The 15998-nt window shown below is 49.0% G+C and carries 15 protein-coding genes; 13 read left to right on the top strand and 2 right to left on the bottom strand.

The window, feature by feature from the left end; all coding sequences use genetic code 11:
- Nucleotides 1–25 precede the first annotated feature (25 nt).
- Together QQK89_RS01000 and QQK89_RS00995 are read left to right on the top strand one after the other, a co-directional pair.
- Nucleotides 26–154, top strand: coding sequence for a hypothetical protein (locus QQK89_RS01000; protein ID WP_284236539.1), 129 nt, complete (start codon nucleotides 26–28; stop codon nucleotides 152–154).
- 159 nt (nucleotides 155–313) lie between these two features.
- Nucleotides 314–691, top strand: coding sequence for a hypothetical protein (locus QQK89_RS00995; RefSeq protein WP_284236538.1), 378 nt, complete (start codon nucleotides 314–316; stop codon nucleotides 689–691).
- Between the two features lie 49 nt (nucleotides 692–740).
- On the opposite strand, the gene QQK89_RS00990 is transcribed toward QQK89_RS00995, so the two are convergent.
- Nucleotides 741–2033, bottom strand: coding sequence for an ammonium transporter (locus QQK89_RS00990; protein ID WP_284236537.1), 1293 nt, complete (start codon nucleotides 2031–2033; stop codon nucleotides 741–743).
- 305 nt (nucleotides 2034–2338) lie between these two features.
- Here QQK89_RS00990 and liaF point away from each other — a divergent pair, with 305 nt between their 5' ends.
- The 10 genes from liaF to glnA all read left to right on the top strand — a co-directional run bounded on the left by liaF (nucleotide 2339) and on the right by glnA (nucleotide 14117).
- Nucleotides 2339–3430: a cell wall-active antibiotics response protein LiaF gene (liaF, locus tag QQK89_RS00985; protein ID WP_284236536.1), complete on the top strand. Its 1092-nt coding sequence runs from the start codon at nucleotides 2339–2341 to the stop codon at nucleotides 3428–3430.
- A 6-nt stretch (nucleotides 3431–3436) separates the two neighbouring features.
- Nucleotides 3437–4477: a sensor histidine kinase gene (locus QQK89_RS00980; protein ID WP_284236534.1), complete on the top strand. Its 1041-nt coding sequence runs from the start codon at nucleotides 3437–3439 to the stop codon at nucleotides 4475–4477.
- Entirely contained in the window at nucleotides 4464–5132 is a 669-nt protein-coding gene (locus QQK89_RS00975; protein ID WP_284236533.1) for a response regulator, read from the top strand. The genes QQK89_RS00980 and QQK89_RS00975 overlap by 14 nt, the downstream gene beginning before the upstream one ends.
- Nucleotides 5133–5219: 87 nt before the next feature.
- Nucleotides 5220–5633, top strand: a complete 414-nt coding sequence (locus QQK89_RS00970) for a YugN family protein (protein ID WP_284236532.1) — start codon at nucleotides 5220–5222, stop codon at nucleotides 5631–5633.
- A 223-nt stretch (nucleotides 5634–5856) separates the two neighbouring features.
- Nucleotides 5857–7500, top strand: coding sequence for a S1C family serine protease (locus QQK89_RS00965; RefSeq protein WP_284236531.1), 1644 nt, complete (start codon nucleotides 5857–5859; stop codon nucleotides 7498–7500).
- 77 nt (nucleotides 7501–7577) lie between these two features.
- Entirely contained in the window at nucleotides 7578–8270 is a 693-nt protein-coding gene (locus QQK89_RS00960; RefSeq protein ID WP_284236530.1) for a response regulator transcription factor, read from the top strand.
- 7 nt (nucleotides 8271–8277) lie between these two features.
- Nucleotides 8278–9804 carry a sensor histidine kinase gene (locus QQK89_RS00955; RefSeq protein WP_284236529.1) on the top strand — a complete coding sequence of 509 codons (1527 nt, stop codon included), beginning with the start codon at nucleotides 8278–8280 and terminating at the stop codon, nucleotides 9802–9804.
- Nucleotides 9805–9834: 30 nt separating this feature from the next.
- Nucleotides 9835–10800: a 4-hydroxy-3-methylbut-2-enyl diphosphate reductase gene (locus QQK89_RS00950; RefSeq protein WP_284236528.1), complete on the top strand. Its 966-nt coding sequence runs from the start codon at nucleotides 9835–9837 to the stop codon at nucleotides 10798–10800.
- A 577-nt stretch (nucleotides 10801–11377) separates the two neighbouring features.
- Complete coding sequence (gene aroF, locus QQK89_RS00945; protein ID WP_284236527.1) at nucleotides 11378–12439, top strand: 3-deoxy-7-phosphoheptulonate synthase; 1062 nt, start codon at nucleotides 11378–11380, stop codon at nucleotides 12437–12439.
- 253 nt (nucleotides 12440–12692) lie between these two features.
- Complete coding sequence (glnA, locus tag QQK89_RS00940) at nucleotides 12693–14117, top strand: type I glutamate--ammonia ligase (RefSeq protein ID WP_284236526.1); 1425 nt, start codon at nucleotides 12693–12695, stop codon at nucleotides 14115–14117.
- A 45-nt stretch (nucleotides 14118–14162) separates the two neighbouring features.
- On the opposite strand, the gene thpR is transcribed toward glnA, so the two are convergent.
- The gene (gene thpR, locus QQK89_RS00935; protein WP_284236525.1) at nucleotides 14163–14741 is read right to left on the bottom strand and encodes an RNA 2',3'-cyclic phosphodiesterase; all 579 of its coding nucleotides are present in this window, start codon (nucleotides 14739–14741) and stop codon (nucleotides 14163–14165) included.
- Between the two features lie 137 nt (nucleotides 14742–14878).
- Here thpR and serC point away from each other — a divergent pair, with 137 nt between their 5' ends.
- On the top strand, nucleotides 14879–15967 hold the full coding sequence (gene serC / locus QQK89_RS00930; protein ID WP_284236524.1) for a 3-phosphoserine/phosphohydroxythreonine transaminase: 1089 nt from the start codon (nucleotides 14879–14881) through the stop codon (nucleotides 15965–15967).
- The last annotated feature ends 31 nt before the right edge of the window (nucleotides 15968–15998 follow it).

Here is a 15998-nt window from a genome sequence, read left to right as displayed (position 1 = left end):
GATGGACGGGGAGGTGACTACTACAATGGCTAAGAACAAAAACAATAAAGCGCAAAACAACAATAAGTACAACGCGGAGTTCTCTGAAGAGTTCAACCAAAACGCTCAAGCAGGCAAAGCAGCAAATCAGGCGACTCAAAAAGCGCAGAAGTAATTACTTAGACCGATCAAAGAGAGGAACCAACCCCGGTTCCTCTTTTTTTGAGCTAGGTAAAATTTCTTATGTTACATATTTTAAGTTTTCAAGAGCGTATCTTTGTTGTATTATAGGAGATGTAAGAAATAATCACGCAATGAAGACAGGTGAGCTATCATGGTGGATCCAATTATTCATACGAATCATTCTACGTCCCTTCATCGCAAAGCGGCGGAAGTGTTGCCTTTTATCGATGCATATGTGGCGAAGAAAGAGCAGGAAATCGCAGAAATCGAGCAAATGGTTGAACGATATGAGAAGCGGCGTCTGAAGGAAGAACGGGCTTATCAATCCATGTCCACGTTGCGCAGGTTATTGTCCGGCCGGAAGCCAGATCATCATTTGGCTGTTGAGTACATTCATTTTGTGAAGAAGCCAATGGAGCAAGTGCGTGCCCTCCGTCTTGAAATTGAACATGCCAAATCCATTCAAGTATCGTCGCCAACGGATATCGTGACGGTGTCAGGAGATCTGGTTAATGAACTATATAAATAATTATCCTTATACATAAAAGGCGTTCCCCTACTAGGAGGAACGCCTTTTATCATTTTCTTGTTATGCTGTCTACATCGATAAAGTCGTTCTCTTGGCTATAAGCCGGAACGCCATGGATGCCAACATCAAGGCCAACTAATTCTTCGTCTTTCGATACTCGAACCGGCATAACCTTGCGGATCAGCCATAGTACAGCCCATGTAATGACGAAGCCCCATACAACAACAACGGCAAGACCAAGCGCTTGCGCGCCAAGCAAATTCCAGCCGCCTCCATAGAGCAAACCGTAGTAACCTTGGCCAACGCCTTTGGTCAATTCGGGCATCGCGCATAAGCCAACGGCAAGCGTGCCGATACTGCCGCTGATGCCGTGTACGGCGAAAGCGCCAACCGGGTCATCGATTTGTTTGCGTTCCATAAGCTCGGTGACGAGAACCATGGCGATACCGCAAATGGCGCCGATCCAGATTGCTGCCCCGTCGGATACAAACGCGCATCCGGCCGTAATGCCAACGAGCCCGGCCAGTGAGCCGTTAATAACCATAGGCGGATCGGCCTTCCGGTAACGGAACATGGTGAATAGGATACAGACTGCGCCGCCGGATGCCGCCGACAGCATGGTTGTAACGGCGATATGCCCGATTGCCGGGTTGGTTGCGCTGAGCGTACTGCCGGCATTAAAGCCAAACCAGCCGAACCATAGAATAAAAGCGCCAACCGAAGCGAGTGGAAGATTTGATGGAGACACGATGTTTACTTTACCGTCCGGCGAAAATTTTCCGATTCGCGGACCGATAAAGATGGTTGCCGCAAGCGCCGCAAATCCGCCCAAGGCGTGAATCGCTGCCGAACCCGCAAAATCAATCATGCCAAGCTTCCCAAGCCAGCCGTTTACGGCCCATATCCAATGTCCGGATAACGGATAGATCAGCCCGGTCATCGCGATGGTCAGCAATATGTAAGCCCGGAAATGGATCCGTTCCGCTACCGCTCCTGATACGATGGATATAACCGCAATAACGAAGGCGCTTTGGAACAGCCAAAAGGTTTCGTGGGAGATGTTGTGTTTGATGTGAGATAAGTCTCCATTTAATAGGAACCCTGTTGTGCCGAATAAGCCGCCAACATCTTTGCCATACATAATCGCAAAACCAAAAAAGTAAAAGACAAGTGCGCCAAAAACAATGTCGACAAAAACCTTCATAATGATGCTTACCGCGTTTTTTTGCCGGACAAACCCCGCCTCCAGCAAGGCAAATCCGCCTTCCATAAGCAAGATCATGGCTGCTGTCAAGACAACCCAGATCGTGTCCAGCCCTCTCGACAGTTCTGCTACGTCCATTGCTTCAACTCCCGTTTGTTCATAGTCTTTTATGATGTAAGGTTTCTCTGTCTCTATGAATCCGCTCACCATTATAATTAGTCCAAGTCAGTTATGTCAACGTGTAAGCGTGATGTTTTGTGACGTAGAATAACTTTTTTTTACAGAATAGCGAAAAATGACGGTTTGGAACGGATTCCCGTGGGTTCGTCTCCGTCTCAAGACCGATGCGAAGTTCAATCGACCGTCCCTTTATAAGAGTTCTTTCATTAGCTATACTAAGTAGCAATAAGACATTCTTGAGTAGTCGCAGGGAGTTGAATAACTTGAATGGAAGCTTTCTAAACCGGCTGTTGTCTGGTCTCATTATTATTGGAATAGGCGTCGTTTTCTTATTAAGACAATTTGGCGTGGTTGATTTCGATATTAGTATTGGGGATATCGTCTCTAATTATTGGCCGGTTGTGCTTTTGTGGATTGGCGTGCACGGATTGCTGGCCGGAAGCCGCGGTAACGGTTCAGGCTGGTGGGCAGGCATGATGATCATACTCGGCTTTATGTTCCTCGGCCATAATCTAGAATGGTTCTCCTGGTCGTTTGGCGATATCGTCTCGTACGCTTGGCCGATCATTATTATTCTCGTAGGCATTAACTTTTTGCGCCGTCCGCGGCATCGCCACCAGGAGCCTCCGCAATTCGAGGATGAATGGAAATCGTACAATGCGTATACCGATCACAAAGGCGAAGTGCCTTCCGCGCCGCCTCTTCACCCTGACCCTACGAAGGAAGACGGCAATGCGGCATTCGAAGAAATGAACGAACAGAGGGAGCAGCAAGGGCAGCAAAGACAAGAACCGCTTCATCGGACTAGACATCATGATATGAAGCATCAATTGCGTCAACAGATCAATGAGCAGAAGCGTCATATCCGGGAGCATAAAGAGCAAGTGAGGGAGCATATTCGCGAACATCACAGACAACACAGGCAACATCACCGCTCCAAGCACGGATCCTTCGAATATTGGAACCATGATCCAAGCGCGCAATCCAGATCCGGGTTTATCGGAGATATTCATATCGGTCAAGATTATTGGGAGCTGAAACCGCTGAATATATCCCATTTTATCGGCGATACGATTGTGGATTTGACGAAAGCGCAAATTCCGTTTGGGGAGACGAAGATTAACATCTCATCTTTTATTGGCGATGTGAAAGTATATGTTCCCAACGATTATGAAGTAGGCATTCAGGTGATATCGAGTGCTTTTGTCGGGGACGTCAAGATTCTCGGACAGAAGGAAGGCGGAATGTTCAAGAGCATTAACATCCATTCGCCTTATTATGAAGAGACGGATAAAAAAATCAAACTCGTCGTAAGCACGTTTATCGGCGATGTCCGCGTAACGAAGGTGGGTTAGACTTTTATGATCGTTCGATTGTTCCGAGGCGGCAAATGGCAGCTGCTCGCTATGTTTGTTGCCTCTTCGGTAACGGCGCTATTGCTTGCAATTGTGGTATGGACCGGATTCTCAGGAGATTATGTACAGACGGAAGTGCGCTATGGGGCAGCCTCCGTCTTTCTGCTTGTTAGCGCGGGTTTCGGGTATTGGACAGGACAGCATATTCAACGGCGGATCGATACGCTGCAGCTAGCTTTGAAGCAGGCGGTAAACGGGAACTTTGAAGTTCGGATTACCGAATCCGGCGATTCATTCTCGGAGCTGTACCACGAATTTAATGAGCTTGCGGAACTGATGGAAGTGCGGATGAAGCGGCTGCAGATGACAGGGGAAGAACAGGTTATGGCGCAAGCTGCTTCTAATGAAGCCGCGGTGCAGGAGGAACGGAAACGCCTGGCCAGAGATTTGCATGATACGGTCAGTCAACAGCTGTTCGCGATGCATATGTGCGCATCTTCCTTGCCGAAGCTGCAAGAGATCGATCAAGCTCGTGCTGCTTCCGTATTGGATCAGCTGATCCAGATGTCGACTCTAGCGCAAAAGCAGATGCGGATTTTTATCGCGCAACTTCGGCCGATGGAGCTCGAAGGGCGTACCCTGCATGAGGCGCTGGATAAATGGTTTCCGGACTATTGCCGGCAGAACGGTCTTCAAGGTAATTTCGACTGGCGGTTATCGGAGCCGCTCTCCGAAGCGAAGGAGCATCAGCTGTTCCTGATCATCCAGGAAGCTATGGCGAATGTAGTGAAGCATTCCGGCGCGCAAGGCTGCTCGCTTAGTTTGACGGAGAATGAACGTCAGGTCGTGCTAAGTCTTCAAGATGACGGGGCGGGCTTCCGGGCAGATCAAGTTAGCCGAGGTTCGTACGGATTATCGACGATGCAGGAGCGTGCGCAGCAGTTAGGCGGATTGGCGGAAATTATTAGCAAGCCGGGCAGCGGAACGAGAGTGAAGGTTACAATACCGAAAATATGGCGGAGGAATGAAAACGATGAGCGGGACTAATACATTAAAAGTCATGATTGTAGATGACCATGATATGGTGAGAACGGGCTTGCGCACGTATTTGATGCTGGAGCCGAAATTTGAGGTTGTTGCTGAAGCAGGCAGCGGGCAAACGGCTATCTCGATGCTGGAAGCGGGGCTTCCCACCGGCGAATTGCCGGACGTCATATTGATGGACCTTATGATGCCGGGAATGGATGGCATTGAAACAACGCGGCAACTTATTGCTAAATATCCAAGCCTGAAGATCGTTATGTTGACCAGTTTCCTCGAAGATGACAAGGTATACGGAGCAATTGAAGCGGGAGCTGTCAGTTACGTCCTTAAGACCGTATCGGCGGAAGAGCTGATTTATGCGCTGAATGGCGCGGTGAAAGGCATGCCGGTCATGACGGCGGATGTATCGCAAGCATTAACGAGAGGCTTGCGCCAGCGTACCGCCCAATCCGGTGACGAAGACTTGACGGAGCGGGAGAAGGAAGTGCTGCTGCTTATCGCGGAAGGCCGTTCCAACAAGGAGATTGGCGAGGAGCTTCATATAAGCGTAAAAACCGTCAAAACCCATGTCAGCAATCTGTTGATGAAATGCGAACTGGACGACCGGACGCAGCTGGCGGTTCTGGCGCATCGCAAAGGCTGGGTTAAAAACACATAAACGTTCAAATGGTGGGACATATTATCCTTTAGTGGTTATATATACATGTGTGCTAATTACCATACATGCTAAAGGAGATGATCGGTCATGATTCCACTTTCATCATCGCTGGAAGCCCGTCAGCAAGCGTTCACGGATTCAAGGGATTGGCTGGAGGAGCAACAGTTCTCGCTCGGAGGCAATTGGGACTATACGAACGGCTCTTTTGACCGGGCATTGGACGAGGAGCATAAAGTGTGGCTTCGCTTGCCTTTTCAAGTGACGAACGGAAGCGTCGTGGATGTAACGGCGGACACGAATGCGATCATTACGTTCGGGTCGCCTTATGTGCTGAGACATGAATATCAGGAAGGCAACGATCCCGAAGCAAGCGCACGCGTCGTAGGGGCATTATTTGATCAGTTTCAATCACCTTCGAACCCGGACGCACGAGTGGATTCGAAATGGGTGGATAAGGCGAAAGGAATATTAAACGAAGTTGAAAAGCTGTTTCCCCAATAAAATAAGGCACGCCAAGCTCTCTATTAGCCAATGGAGAGTTTGGTAGATTAACGTGCGAAGGATATAGAAATAACGTCGAATGACGTTTTTTTTATTTTCGTTTTAATTCATTTTAAGTTTGTTTTAAGGTAGAATGTGCATGATAGGAATACAGGAATTGAGAGCGCCGACAATTACAAGATTCGGCTGCTTTAATTGGAATAAATCAAGGAGGAGAACGGACATGGACGATCAGAACAAAAAATATGACGATTTCTTTCAGAATCGCGCAAACGGTGATAACAACGATCCGCGAGAAGATGAGAACACAGAAGCATCATCGGAAGGATCGGAAGCTCCGGGCAAAACTTCCTACTATTATTCATACGGACCTTTTAAATCTTCGGCACCAGACGATAACGGTGGAGCCGTACCTTCCCGCTCTAATCCGCAGGAACACTACTCGGGAGCACCTGATGACAACGAACCTGAGGCAGAACAAACAAAAGTGGAAGTAACGCCTCCGGTGCCAATGCGGCCATTTACTTATAATCAGCAAGCAGGCAGCAGCAGCTGGCAACAACGCGAGCCTCGCAAAAAAAGCCCGATTAGAGGCATGTTTGTCTCCTTCCTGGCTGGGGTAGTTGTAGTGGGCGGCCTGATGGGCGGCCTGATGTATGCTTCCGATACGAATAACTGGTTCACAAGCAATTCGGTATTCTCCTCGGGACAGGCGAATAATTCCGCAAGCGCCGGTTCGGGTTCTACGGCTGAGGGAACGACAGGCAGCAATGGCGGTGCTTCGGTAGCAGCCGCTAGACCGGATAACATTGCGAAGTTGTTTGAGACGGCAAGCCCGGCGGTCGTGAAGATTGAGACGTACGTGAAGCCAGCGACGCGCGGCAGCAGCGGCGGGGGCGGCATTTTGGACGATCCGTTCTTCCGTCAGTTCTTTGGCGACGAGGCTCCGGATGCCAATCAGCAACAGCCGCAAGATAACGGCAACAAAGACGATGACAGCAATCTGCAGGCTCAAGGAATTGGTACGGGCTTCTTCTTCGAATCCGACGGTTACATCTTGACTAACCAGCATGTTGTAGCGGATTCCGATAAAATCGAAGTAACGGTACAAGGCTACGACAAGCCGTTTACAGCCGAACTTCTTGGTTCCAGCTTTGATCTAGACCTTGCCGTACTGAAGATTACGGGCGACAAAGCGTTCCCAACGCTGCCGCTTGGCAGTTCGGACGATATCAACATCGGTGACTGGGTTGTTGCAATCGGCAATCCATACGGCTTTGACCACACGGTAACAGTAGGCGTGCTTAGCGCGAAAGAGCGTCCAATCGATATCCAAGATACGGACGGCACCCGCAATTACAAGCATTTGCTGCAAACAGACGCTTCGATTAACCCGGGCAACTCGGGCGGTCCGCTTCTGAATACAAAAGGCGAAGTTGTTGGTATTAACACAGCGGTAAGCTCGCAAGCGCAAGGCATTGGTTTTGCGATTCCGACGAGCACGATCCAGGAAGTTCTGGATACTCTCAAAAACAATAAAGAAGTGCCTAAAGAGCCGGTTCCATTCATTGGCGCAGAGCTGGGTGACGTAACGGACGCAATTGCGAAACAGCTGAGCATGGATAAAGCGGAAGGTTCGATTGTAAGCAACGTTTATTATAATTCTCCGGCATACATTGCCGATCTGAAGCAATTTGACGTTATCTTGGGCATCGACGGCAAAACGTACGATAATACCCAAGCGCTTATCGCGGAGATTCAAAAACGCAAAGTGGGCGACAAAGCCGTGCTGAACATTATGCGCAGAGGCGAAAAAATGGATCTGACGGTTGAAATCGGAGACAAAAATAAATTCAACGCCGAGTAAGTTACGCAGACAAAAAAAGCGCAGAGTAATCTGCGCTTTTTTTCTAGCCGATAAGTTATATACAAGGGGAGAATAGAATGAGACAGCACATTATGGTGGTAGATGACGATGAAAAAATCACGGCTTTGCTTAGAAGAAGCCTTGCGTTTGAAGGTTACGAGGTAACGACCGCAAGCAACGGGATGGAAGGCTTGAAGATGCTCTTGTCCGCAGATCCGGACATGCTGATCTTGGATGTCATGATGCCGCAGGTGGATGGCTGGGAAGTGTGCCGCCGCGTGCGCGAAGGCGGAAGCACCGTGCCTATTCTAATGCTGACGGCCAAAGACGATATCTCGGACCGGGTAAAAGGGCTCGATGCCGGGGCGGACGATTATCTAATCAAACCGTTTGCGCTGGAGGAATTACTGGCCAGAGTCCGTGCTTTGTTGCGCCGTAAATCGGATAAGATCGACGAGGGCAACAGCAACAAAATCGTATTTGAAGACTTGGCGCTTGATCTGGATTCCCGCGAAGCGATTCGCTCCGGCAGACGGATCGAATTGACGGCGAAGGAATACGACCTCTTGCTCTTATTTATGCACAATCCTCGGCGCGTGCTGACAAGGGACGCCATTATGGAGAAGATCTGGGGTTATGATTTCAGCGGCGAGTCGAACGTGCTTGAGGTTTATATTGCGATGCTCCGCCAGAAGCTGGAGGAAGGCGGGGCTAAACGAATTATCCAAACGGTACGCGGTACCGGCTATGTATTGCGGGGAGAGGGTTGATTAGCAGATGACAATCAGGCTTCGTCTGACCTTATGGTTCTCCGGCATCCTTGCGGCAGCATTGATTGTGCTCTGCGTGGCTATTTATTTCTTTGTTAATATGAACACATATAATGATATCAAGGTACAGCTTCGTGACCAAGCGAATGATTATAACATTTATAAATACGAATATGGCTTGAACCAAATGGACCTTAATCTACAGAAGAAATCACCCTTCATTGATAAAAACTTTTTTGTCCAATTAGTTAACTATACGGAAGGCGTAATCAAACAATCGGATGAGCTAGGTAAAAACGGGTTGAAATTTCCGATACCTGAAGCGAAGTCCAACCCTAAGAACGGCTATGTGAAGACAACCCTAAAGACGGACAGCGGCGAAGTACTCCCATTCCTTGTCTATCAGCGAGTTATTCCCAACAATACGGAAGAAGGCGAAATCATCGGCCTGCTTCAGGTGGGGACCGTCATTACAAGTGAAACCAATTATTTGACGGGTCTTCGCGTTATTTTGATATTATCATCGGTCATCTGCTTGATTATCGCCTTCTCCGTAGGCTTATTCCTGGCGCGCAAAGCCCTGCAGCCGATTGAACGAGTGATCCGTTCGACGGAACAGATTCAAAGCGGGTCGGATCTTAGCGTAAGGATTCCGATTGAAGGGCCCAAGGATGAAATTGGAAGATTGGTATACACCCTTAATATTATGCTATCCCGCATAGAAATAGCGTATAACGGGCTGGATGAATCGTATAAAGCGCAGCGGCGTTTTGTATCGGATGCGTCTCATGAGCTTCGCACCCCTCTGACAACGATTCGCGGGAATATTGAGCTTCTTCAGCGGATGTGGTCGAAAACGCTTGAACCTGGCGAAGCGGGAGATATTGTACTCGCTCTTGATACCAATCGCTGGGAGTTGTCTAATGAAGCCATGCAAGATATTTCGGCGGAAGCAAGACGGATGTCTACGCTTGTGAATGATCTTCTGGCTTTGGCAAGAGCGGATGCCGGTTACGAGATGGAGAAAACAACGCTGCCGATGCTGCCTATCGCGGAAGAAGTGGGCCGCAGAGCAGGATTCTTGCCTCGCACCGCCGTATGGCGGGTTGGCGATCTGTCTGCCTTGAACGGCTTCCAAGTAAAAGGGAATGCAGACTACTTGCAGCAACTCTTGTTCATTTTTATCGAAAATGCGTTCAAATACACGCCAAGCGGCTGGATTGAGTTATCCGCGACGCGTAGAGAAGACCAACTGGGCATCATTATTAAAGATACGGGCATCGGCATGAATCCGAAAGAGGTTCCGCATATCTTCGACCGGTTCTACCGGGCGGACGAATCACGCGGGAAAACCGTTGGAACGGGGCTTGGTTTGTCCATAGCCAAATGGATTATCGACGAACACCGCGGCTCGATCGAGGTGACTACGATGGAGGAAGAAGGGTCCACGTTTGTCATTTGGCTGCCAATAGACTTTTCCCCCCAGCCTGCATCGATTATAATGGAAGGAACCGATCAACGAATCGAAGACTAACCTTCGTTATCCAGAAAGCAGGTGCAACAAGTGGAAATTGTTAAAATATCACCGCGGGGCTATTGTTACGGCGTTGTTGATGCCATGGTTCTCGCTTTGCAAACCGCCAAAAACCTGGACCTTCCGCGTCCGATTTATATCCTTGGCATGATCGTTCATAATGCGCATGTGACAGAAGCTTTCGAGACAGAAGGCGTAATTACGCTGGACGGGGAGAACCGTCTTGAGATTTTGGAGCAAATTGAGAGCGGCACGGTTATCTTCACGGCCCATGGCGTATCTCCCGAAGTTCGCAACCGCGCCCGCGAGAAAGGTCTTACGATCGTGGACGCTACTTGTCCGGATGTAACGAAGACGCATGATCTGATCCGGGAAAAGGTCGCCGAGGACTATCATATTATCTACATCGGCAAACAAGGCCATCCGGAACCGGAAGGCGCCATTGGCGTGGCTCCGGATCGCGTGCATCTGATTGAACGCGTCGAAGACATCTCCGAGCTGAACGTGCCGGAAGGCCGTATCATTATTACGAACCAAACAACGATGTCGCAATGGGATATCCGTCATATTATGAGCAAGCTTCTGGAGACGTATCCGAAGGCCGAAATTCATAACGAGATCTGCCTGGCTACGCAAGTACGTCAGGAAGCGGTAGCAGACCAAGCCGGGCAGGCGCAGCTATGTATCGTAGTTGGCGATCCGCGCAGCAATAACTCCAATCGTCTCGCCCAAGTCTCCCAGGAGATCGCAGGCGTACCGGCTTACCGCGTTTCCGACGTGTCGGAAATCCAGCAGGAGTGGCTACAAGGAATCGAACGTGTTGCAGTAACTTCCGGCGCGTCAACTCCAACTCCTATTACGAAGGAAGTTATCTCCTATTTGGAGCAATATGACAATAATGACCCTTCAACATGGGAGATTAAACGCACGGTCAACAAAAACAAGCTACTTCCTACGATCCGTACCAAAACGGCTGCAACTCCGGCTGAAGCTTAATAGGATAGAACTGCGGCGCGAGGTTGATTGCGCCGCAGTTTTTATTTTGTTCTTACCGTTTGGTTAAGCCTTAAAGATGGGAGGCATCGATAAGGAGGCCGATCTGCCCTATATAGTAGCGCTTAACGATGCAGCACATCGTTAAGCTAGAGAATACTGCGCCGATTAAGGCGCTACAGCTATTTTAACTTTCCAGAGCTTGAACTTATTGTTCGTGGGCAGCAGATTTGGATGCTCAAGATGGGTTTTGCTGGTCCGGCCGGCAAGGACTCTTGGGATTCGTTTTTTATTGTTTTTATTGATCCAGCTGTCAGCGGCGGAGGAAGTGAATGTTCTGTAGAAGCGTAGCGTTCGCCTTGTGAGATAGATTCCAACCTTAGAATAATACATTCAGGGAATCTAGCGAGCACAGCGATCGTAAGAACATTCACTTCCGCAGCGGCATAACAGCTAACTCAAGAAAATAATAATTGACGAAACCAAAGTCCATCATGTATATTTACTTTAACAAGTAAAAGCATAAAAGCCGCAAAGCATAAAAGCGTATAAGCGTTGAAGTGAAAAAGGAGAGATGAACATGATCGTTATTACTAGCCCACATATTGCTGAAGAGCGTATCCAAGAAATTGTGAACCATATTGAAAGAGCGGGCGTGCAAGCCCATGTATCGAGAGGAACCGACCGTACGGTGATCGGCATTATCGGCCAGGCGGAACCAACGCTGGCCGAACATCTCCGCCAAATGAAAGGCGTAGAGAACGTCATCAAAATTTCGAAGTCGTACAAACTAGCGAGCCGCGACTTCCATCCTGACGATACCATTATTGACATCAAGGGCGTGAAGATCGGCGGCGAGAACCTTGTGATCATGGGTGGTCCATGTGCGGTTGAATCGCCGGAGCAAATCGATGAAATCGCTCGTCTTGTGAAAGCTGCCGGCGGACAGGTGCTGCGAGGCGGAGCTTTCAAACCGCGTACCGGTCCTTACAGCTTCCAAGGCGTTGGCGTAGAAGGCCTGATCATGATGGCGGAAGCGGGCAAGAAACACGGCTTACTGACGATTACCGAAGTTATGACGCCCGAGTATGTTGATGTATGCGCGGAATACGCGGACATCCTTCAAGTCGGCACGCGCAACATGCAGAACTTCGACTTGCTCCGCAAGCTCGGAACCATTCAGACACCGGTACTGCTCAAACGCGGTTTTAGCGCAACGTACGATGAATTCCTGAATGCGGCGGAATATATACTGGCCGGCGGAAATCCGAATGTTATGTTATGCGAGCGCGGAATCCGAACGTTCGAGACTTACACTCGAAATACGCTGGACTTGTCAGCTATTCCGGTCCTGCAAGGGCTTAGCCATCTACCGGTCATTTCCGATCCAAGCCACGGTACGGGCCGCCGCGAATTGGTAGAGCCGATGTCCAAAGCTTCCGTTGCCGCAGGGGCGAACGGTCTGATCGTGGAAATGCATACAGATCCGGATAATTCGATGACAGGTGACGGTGTACAATCTCTATTCCCAGACCAATTTGCTAATTTGTTAAAGGATTTAGAGAAACTGGCGCCAATCGTCGGGAAGAAATTCAATACAGTCAAAGAGCCGGCAGCGGCTTTCGCAGAGTGGAAAATCTAATCCAATTCGTAAATCAGAAAAGCCGGGAAGCCTTGATATACAAGGCCTCCCGGATTTTTTGAGCGAATGTAAAGGCTTAATTGTGAACAAATGTTTAAACTTGTAAGTATACCTCACATATGAATAAAAAATACCTGACATAAGTATTGACGATGCTAAACCGTAGTTTTATAATTACCTCATAGTTTAACGCGAAACTTGAACAATAACTGTTCACCACTATGCAAATGTTCGGAAATGGAGGAAATATCTGATGTCAGTTCAAAAAGTTTTGGAACAAATTCAAGAAAACAACATCCAGTTTGTAGATTTCCGCTTCGTGGATCTCGCTGGTCGCGCGCACCACATTACTCTTCCTTCGACAGAAGTTGACGCTGATACTTTCGTAAACGGTGTAGCTTTTGACGGTTCCTCGATCCCAGGTTTCCGCGGTATCGAAGAATCTGACATGGTAATGATGCCAGATACTGATGCAGCATTCGTTGATCCTTTCACAGATCATCCTACACTGAACATTATGTGTAACATTCATACACCGGACGGCGAGCGTTATGAGCGTGACCCACGCAGCATCGCTCAAAAAGCGGAAGAATACCTGCAAACTACCGGTATCGGTACTACTGCATTCTTCGCGCCTGAGTCCGAATTCTTCGTATTCGACGAAGTTCGCTACGAAAGCACAATGAACTCTTCTTCCTTCTACGTGGATTCCGAAGAAGCGGGTTGGAACACAAACCGTAAAGAAGAAGGCGGCAACCTGGGCTTTAAAGTTCCTGTAAAAGGCGGTTACGTGCCAGTTGCTCCTGTTGACCAACAACAAGACATCCGCAGCGAAATGGTTCGCCTGATGCAAGAAGTTGGCCTTCGCGTTGAGCGTCATCACCATGAAGTTGCAACTGCAGGCCAAGCAGAAATCAACTTCCGTTTCGACACATTGACGAAAACAGCTGACAACCTGATGCTGTACAAATATATCGTTCACAACACAGCTCGCCAATACGGTAAAGTGGCTACTTTCATGCCAAAACCACTGTTCGGCGACAACGGTTCCGGTATGCACGTGCATATGTCCATCTTCGATGGCGACGCTCCTATGTTCTATGAAAAAGGCGCTTACGGCAACCTGAGCCCGCTGGCTATGAACTACATCGGTGGCGTTCTGCACCATGCTCCAGCCCTGATCGCTTTGACGAACCCTTCGACAAACTCGTTCAAACGTCTGGTTCCTGGTTACGAAGCACCGGTTAACCTTGTATTCTCCAAAGGTAACCGTTCCGCAGCAGTACGTATTCCAATCGCATCGGTAACGCCAAAAGGCTGCCGTATCGAGTTCCGTACGCCGGACTCCACGGCTAACCCTTACCTGGCATTCGCGGCTATGCTGCTTGCTGGTCTGGACGGTATCAAACGCAAACTGGATCCTGTAGCTCTGGGCTATGGTCCATTCGACAAAAACATCTACGAACTGCCAGAAGAAGAGAAAAAAGAAATCCGCAGCGTACCTGGTACACTCGACGAAGCGCTTGACGCTCTCGAAGCGGATTCCGAATTCTTGACTGAAAGCGGCGTATTTACGGAAGACTTCATCGCTAACTATGTTGCCGTTAAACGCAGCGAAGCTAAAGCGGTATCGATCCGTATTCATCCACACGAGTACAGCCTGTATTTCGGCTGCTAATTCGAAACGCACTTATTCAAGCGGGCCCCTGGAGGGGTCCGCTTTTCATTTGTCGAAATTTAAGACAACAAGCGGCTCGTACATAGGACTTTCGCCCAGGCGGGTGCGGTACAAGGTTATTCGGTTTACGTCAAATGCTGTCTTTTGCTGCTGATAGGAGTCGGAGAGGTTGTGCAAATATTCGACCGAACAAGGCTTATCGGCGATGTATTTGCGGGCTAAGGTGACGTGAGGGCGATATGGACGCGTCTCTGGCGTGTAACCGATACCTGAATGAAGCGTTTCGCCTAGCCGTTGATGGAGCTGAAGCAACTCTTCGGGCAAGCTATTCAGACCTAACCACAACACGGACGGCCGATCCTCGCGTCCAAAGCTGCCAAGCTTCGACAGCTCGATCGAGAAACGCCGGGACCGGGAGACAGCTTCCTGCATCGCATTCTGAACGGCCTCGAGCGAAGAAGGGGAGGCATCCCCGATGAAATGAAGCGTAATATGCAGATCTCTCGGGTCTACCCATTTCTGGAAGGACAGTCTTTCCTGCCAACTAGGCAAATGGCTAACGATTTGTCCGGTTATAGAGTCTGGAATAGATATTGCGGTGAAAATCCGAATATTATTTACCATATGATTAATCTCCGTTCGACTTTTTGTCACTAACATGTTGTAATTATACTTGAAGATAGTCACTAAAATTGCTATCATAATCAATATCATGTGAGATCACACTCGGATGTAACAAAACCAGAAGGTGGGTAACGGAAATGAATCGAGCGTATAATTTCAATGCAGGACCGGCCGCTTTACCGCTTGAAGTGCTGCAACAGGCGCAGGAGCAATTTGTCGAATATCAGGGCGCAGGGATGTCCATTATGGAGATGTCGCACCGCAGCGCACTGTATGAGCAAGTGAATAATGAATCACAAGCACTCATGCGCGAATTGTTCGGTATTCCGGATAACTATCATGTACTGTTCCTGCAAGGCGGCGCAAGCCAGCAGTTTGCCATGATTCCCATGAATCTTCTTTCCGCAGGTCGTTCGGGCGCTTATGTCAAAACCGGCGCATGGGCTGATAAAGCGCTGAAGGAAGCGAAGCTGATCGGTGAAACCGTAATCGCGGCTTCGTCTGAAGGCGACAACTATATGCGCATGCCAAATGTGAATGATTTTATCGTTCCGGAGAATGCGGCTTACCTTCATATGACTTCCAATGAAACAATCGGGGGCGTACAGTTCCAGGAGTATCCGACAAACCTTGGCAATGTACCGCTTGTTGCCGATATGTCGAGCGATATTCTTAGCCGTCCTATTGATATTAGCAAATTCGGCTTGATCTATGCCGGCGCGCAAAAAAACCTCGGACCTTCTGGCGTTACGGTTGTTATCGTTCGCGATGATCTCGTAGCAGAAAGCCCGAAGAACATCCCGGCTATTTTCCGTTATGATACCCATGCAAAAGCAAGCTCGCTTTATAACACACCGCCATCCTTCTCGGTCTATATGGTTAACCTGGTTCTTAAATGGATCAAAGGCAATGGCGGCGTAGCGGCTATGGAGCAGTTCAACCGCGATAAAACGAAGTTGATCTACGATGCCATCGATCAAAGCAACGGCTTCTACATCGGATGCGCTCATCCGGACAGCCGCTCGCTGATGAACATTACGTTCCGTATTCAAAGCGAAGAGCTTGAGAAGCTGTTCGTGAAGGAATCGGAACAAAACGGTTTTGTTGGCCTGAAGGGCCATCGCGATGTTGGCGGCCTGCGTGCCTCGACGTACAACGCTGTACCGCATGAGAGCTGCAAAGCGCTTGCTGAATTTATGGCAGACTTCCAGCGTCGTAACGGTTAAGTAAAGACAAAGACCGCCATTTCCGTAAACG

It is taken from the genome of Paenibacillus glycanilyticus (assembly GCF_030161375.1).
In the GTDB taxonomy this organism is placed as follows: Bacteria; Bacillota; Bacilli; order Paenibacillales; family Paenibacillaceae; genus Pristimantibacillus; species Pristimantibacillus glycanilyticus_B.
This window is presented reverse-complemented; position numbering and strand designations above follow the sequence as displayed.

Excerpts from the sequence above, each read along its gene's own strand:
- QQK89_RS01000 (WP_284236539.1), top strand. The coding sequence starts at position 26 with ATGGCTAAGAACAAAAACAATAAAGCGCAAAACAACAATAAGTACAAC.
- QQK89_RS00995 (WP_284236538.1), top strand. The coding sequence starts at position 314 with ATGGTGGATCCAATTATTCATACGAATCATTCTACGTCCCTTCATCGC.
- QQK89_RS00990 (WP_284236537.1), bottom strand. The coding sequence starts at position 2,033 with ATGGACGTAGCAGAACTGTCGAGAGGGCTGGACACGATCTGGGTTGTC.
- QQK89_RS00980 (WP_284236534.1), top strand. The coding sequence starts at position 3,437 with ATGATCGTTCGATTGTTCCGAGGCGGCAAATGGCAGCTGCTCGCTATG.
- QQK89_RS00975 (WP_284236533.1), top strand. The coding sequence starts at position 4,464 with ATGAGCGGGACTAATACATTAAAAGTCATGATTGTAGATGACCATGAT.
- QQK89_RS00970 (WP_284236532.1), top strand. The coding sequence starts at position 5,220 with ATGATTCCACTTTCATCATCGCTGGAAGCCCGTCAGCAAGCGTTCACG.
- QQK89_RS00965 (WP_284236531.1), top strand. The coding sequence starts at position 5,857 with ATGGACGATCAGAACAAAAAATATGACGATTTCTTTCAGAATCGCGCA.
- QQK89_RS00960 (WP_284236530.1), top strand. The coding sequence starts at position 7,578 with ATGAGACAGCACATTATGGTGGTAGATGACGATGAAAAAATCACGGCT.
- QQK89_RS00955 (WP_284236529.1), top strand. The coding sequence starts at position 8,278 with ATGACAATCAGGCTTCGTCTGACCTTATGGTTCTCCGGCATCCTTGCG.
- aroF (WP_284236527.1), top strand. The coding sequence starts at position 11,378 with ATGATCGTTATTACTAGCCCACATATTGCTGAAGAGCGTATCCAAGAA.
- glnA (WP_284236526.1), top strand. The coding sequence starts at position 12,693 with ATGTCAGTTCAAAAAGTTTTGGAACAAATTCAAGAAAACAACATCCAG.
- thpR (WP_284236525.1), bottom strand. The coding sequence starts at position 14,741 with ATGGTAAATAATATTCGGATTTTCACCGCAATATCTATTCCAGACTCT.
- serC (WP_284236524.1), top strand. The coding sequence starts at position 14,879 with ATGAATCGAGCGTATAATTTCAATGCAGGACCGGCCGCTTTACCGCTT.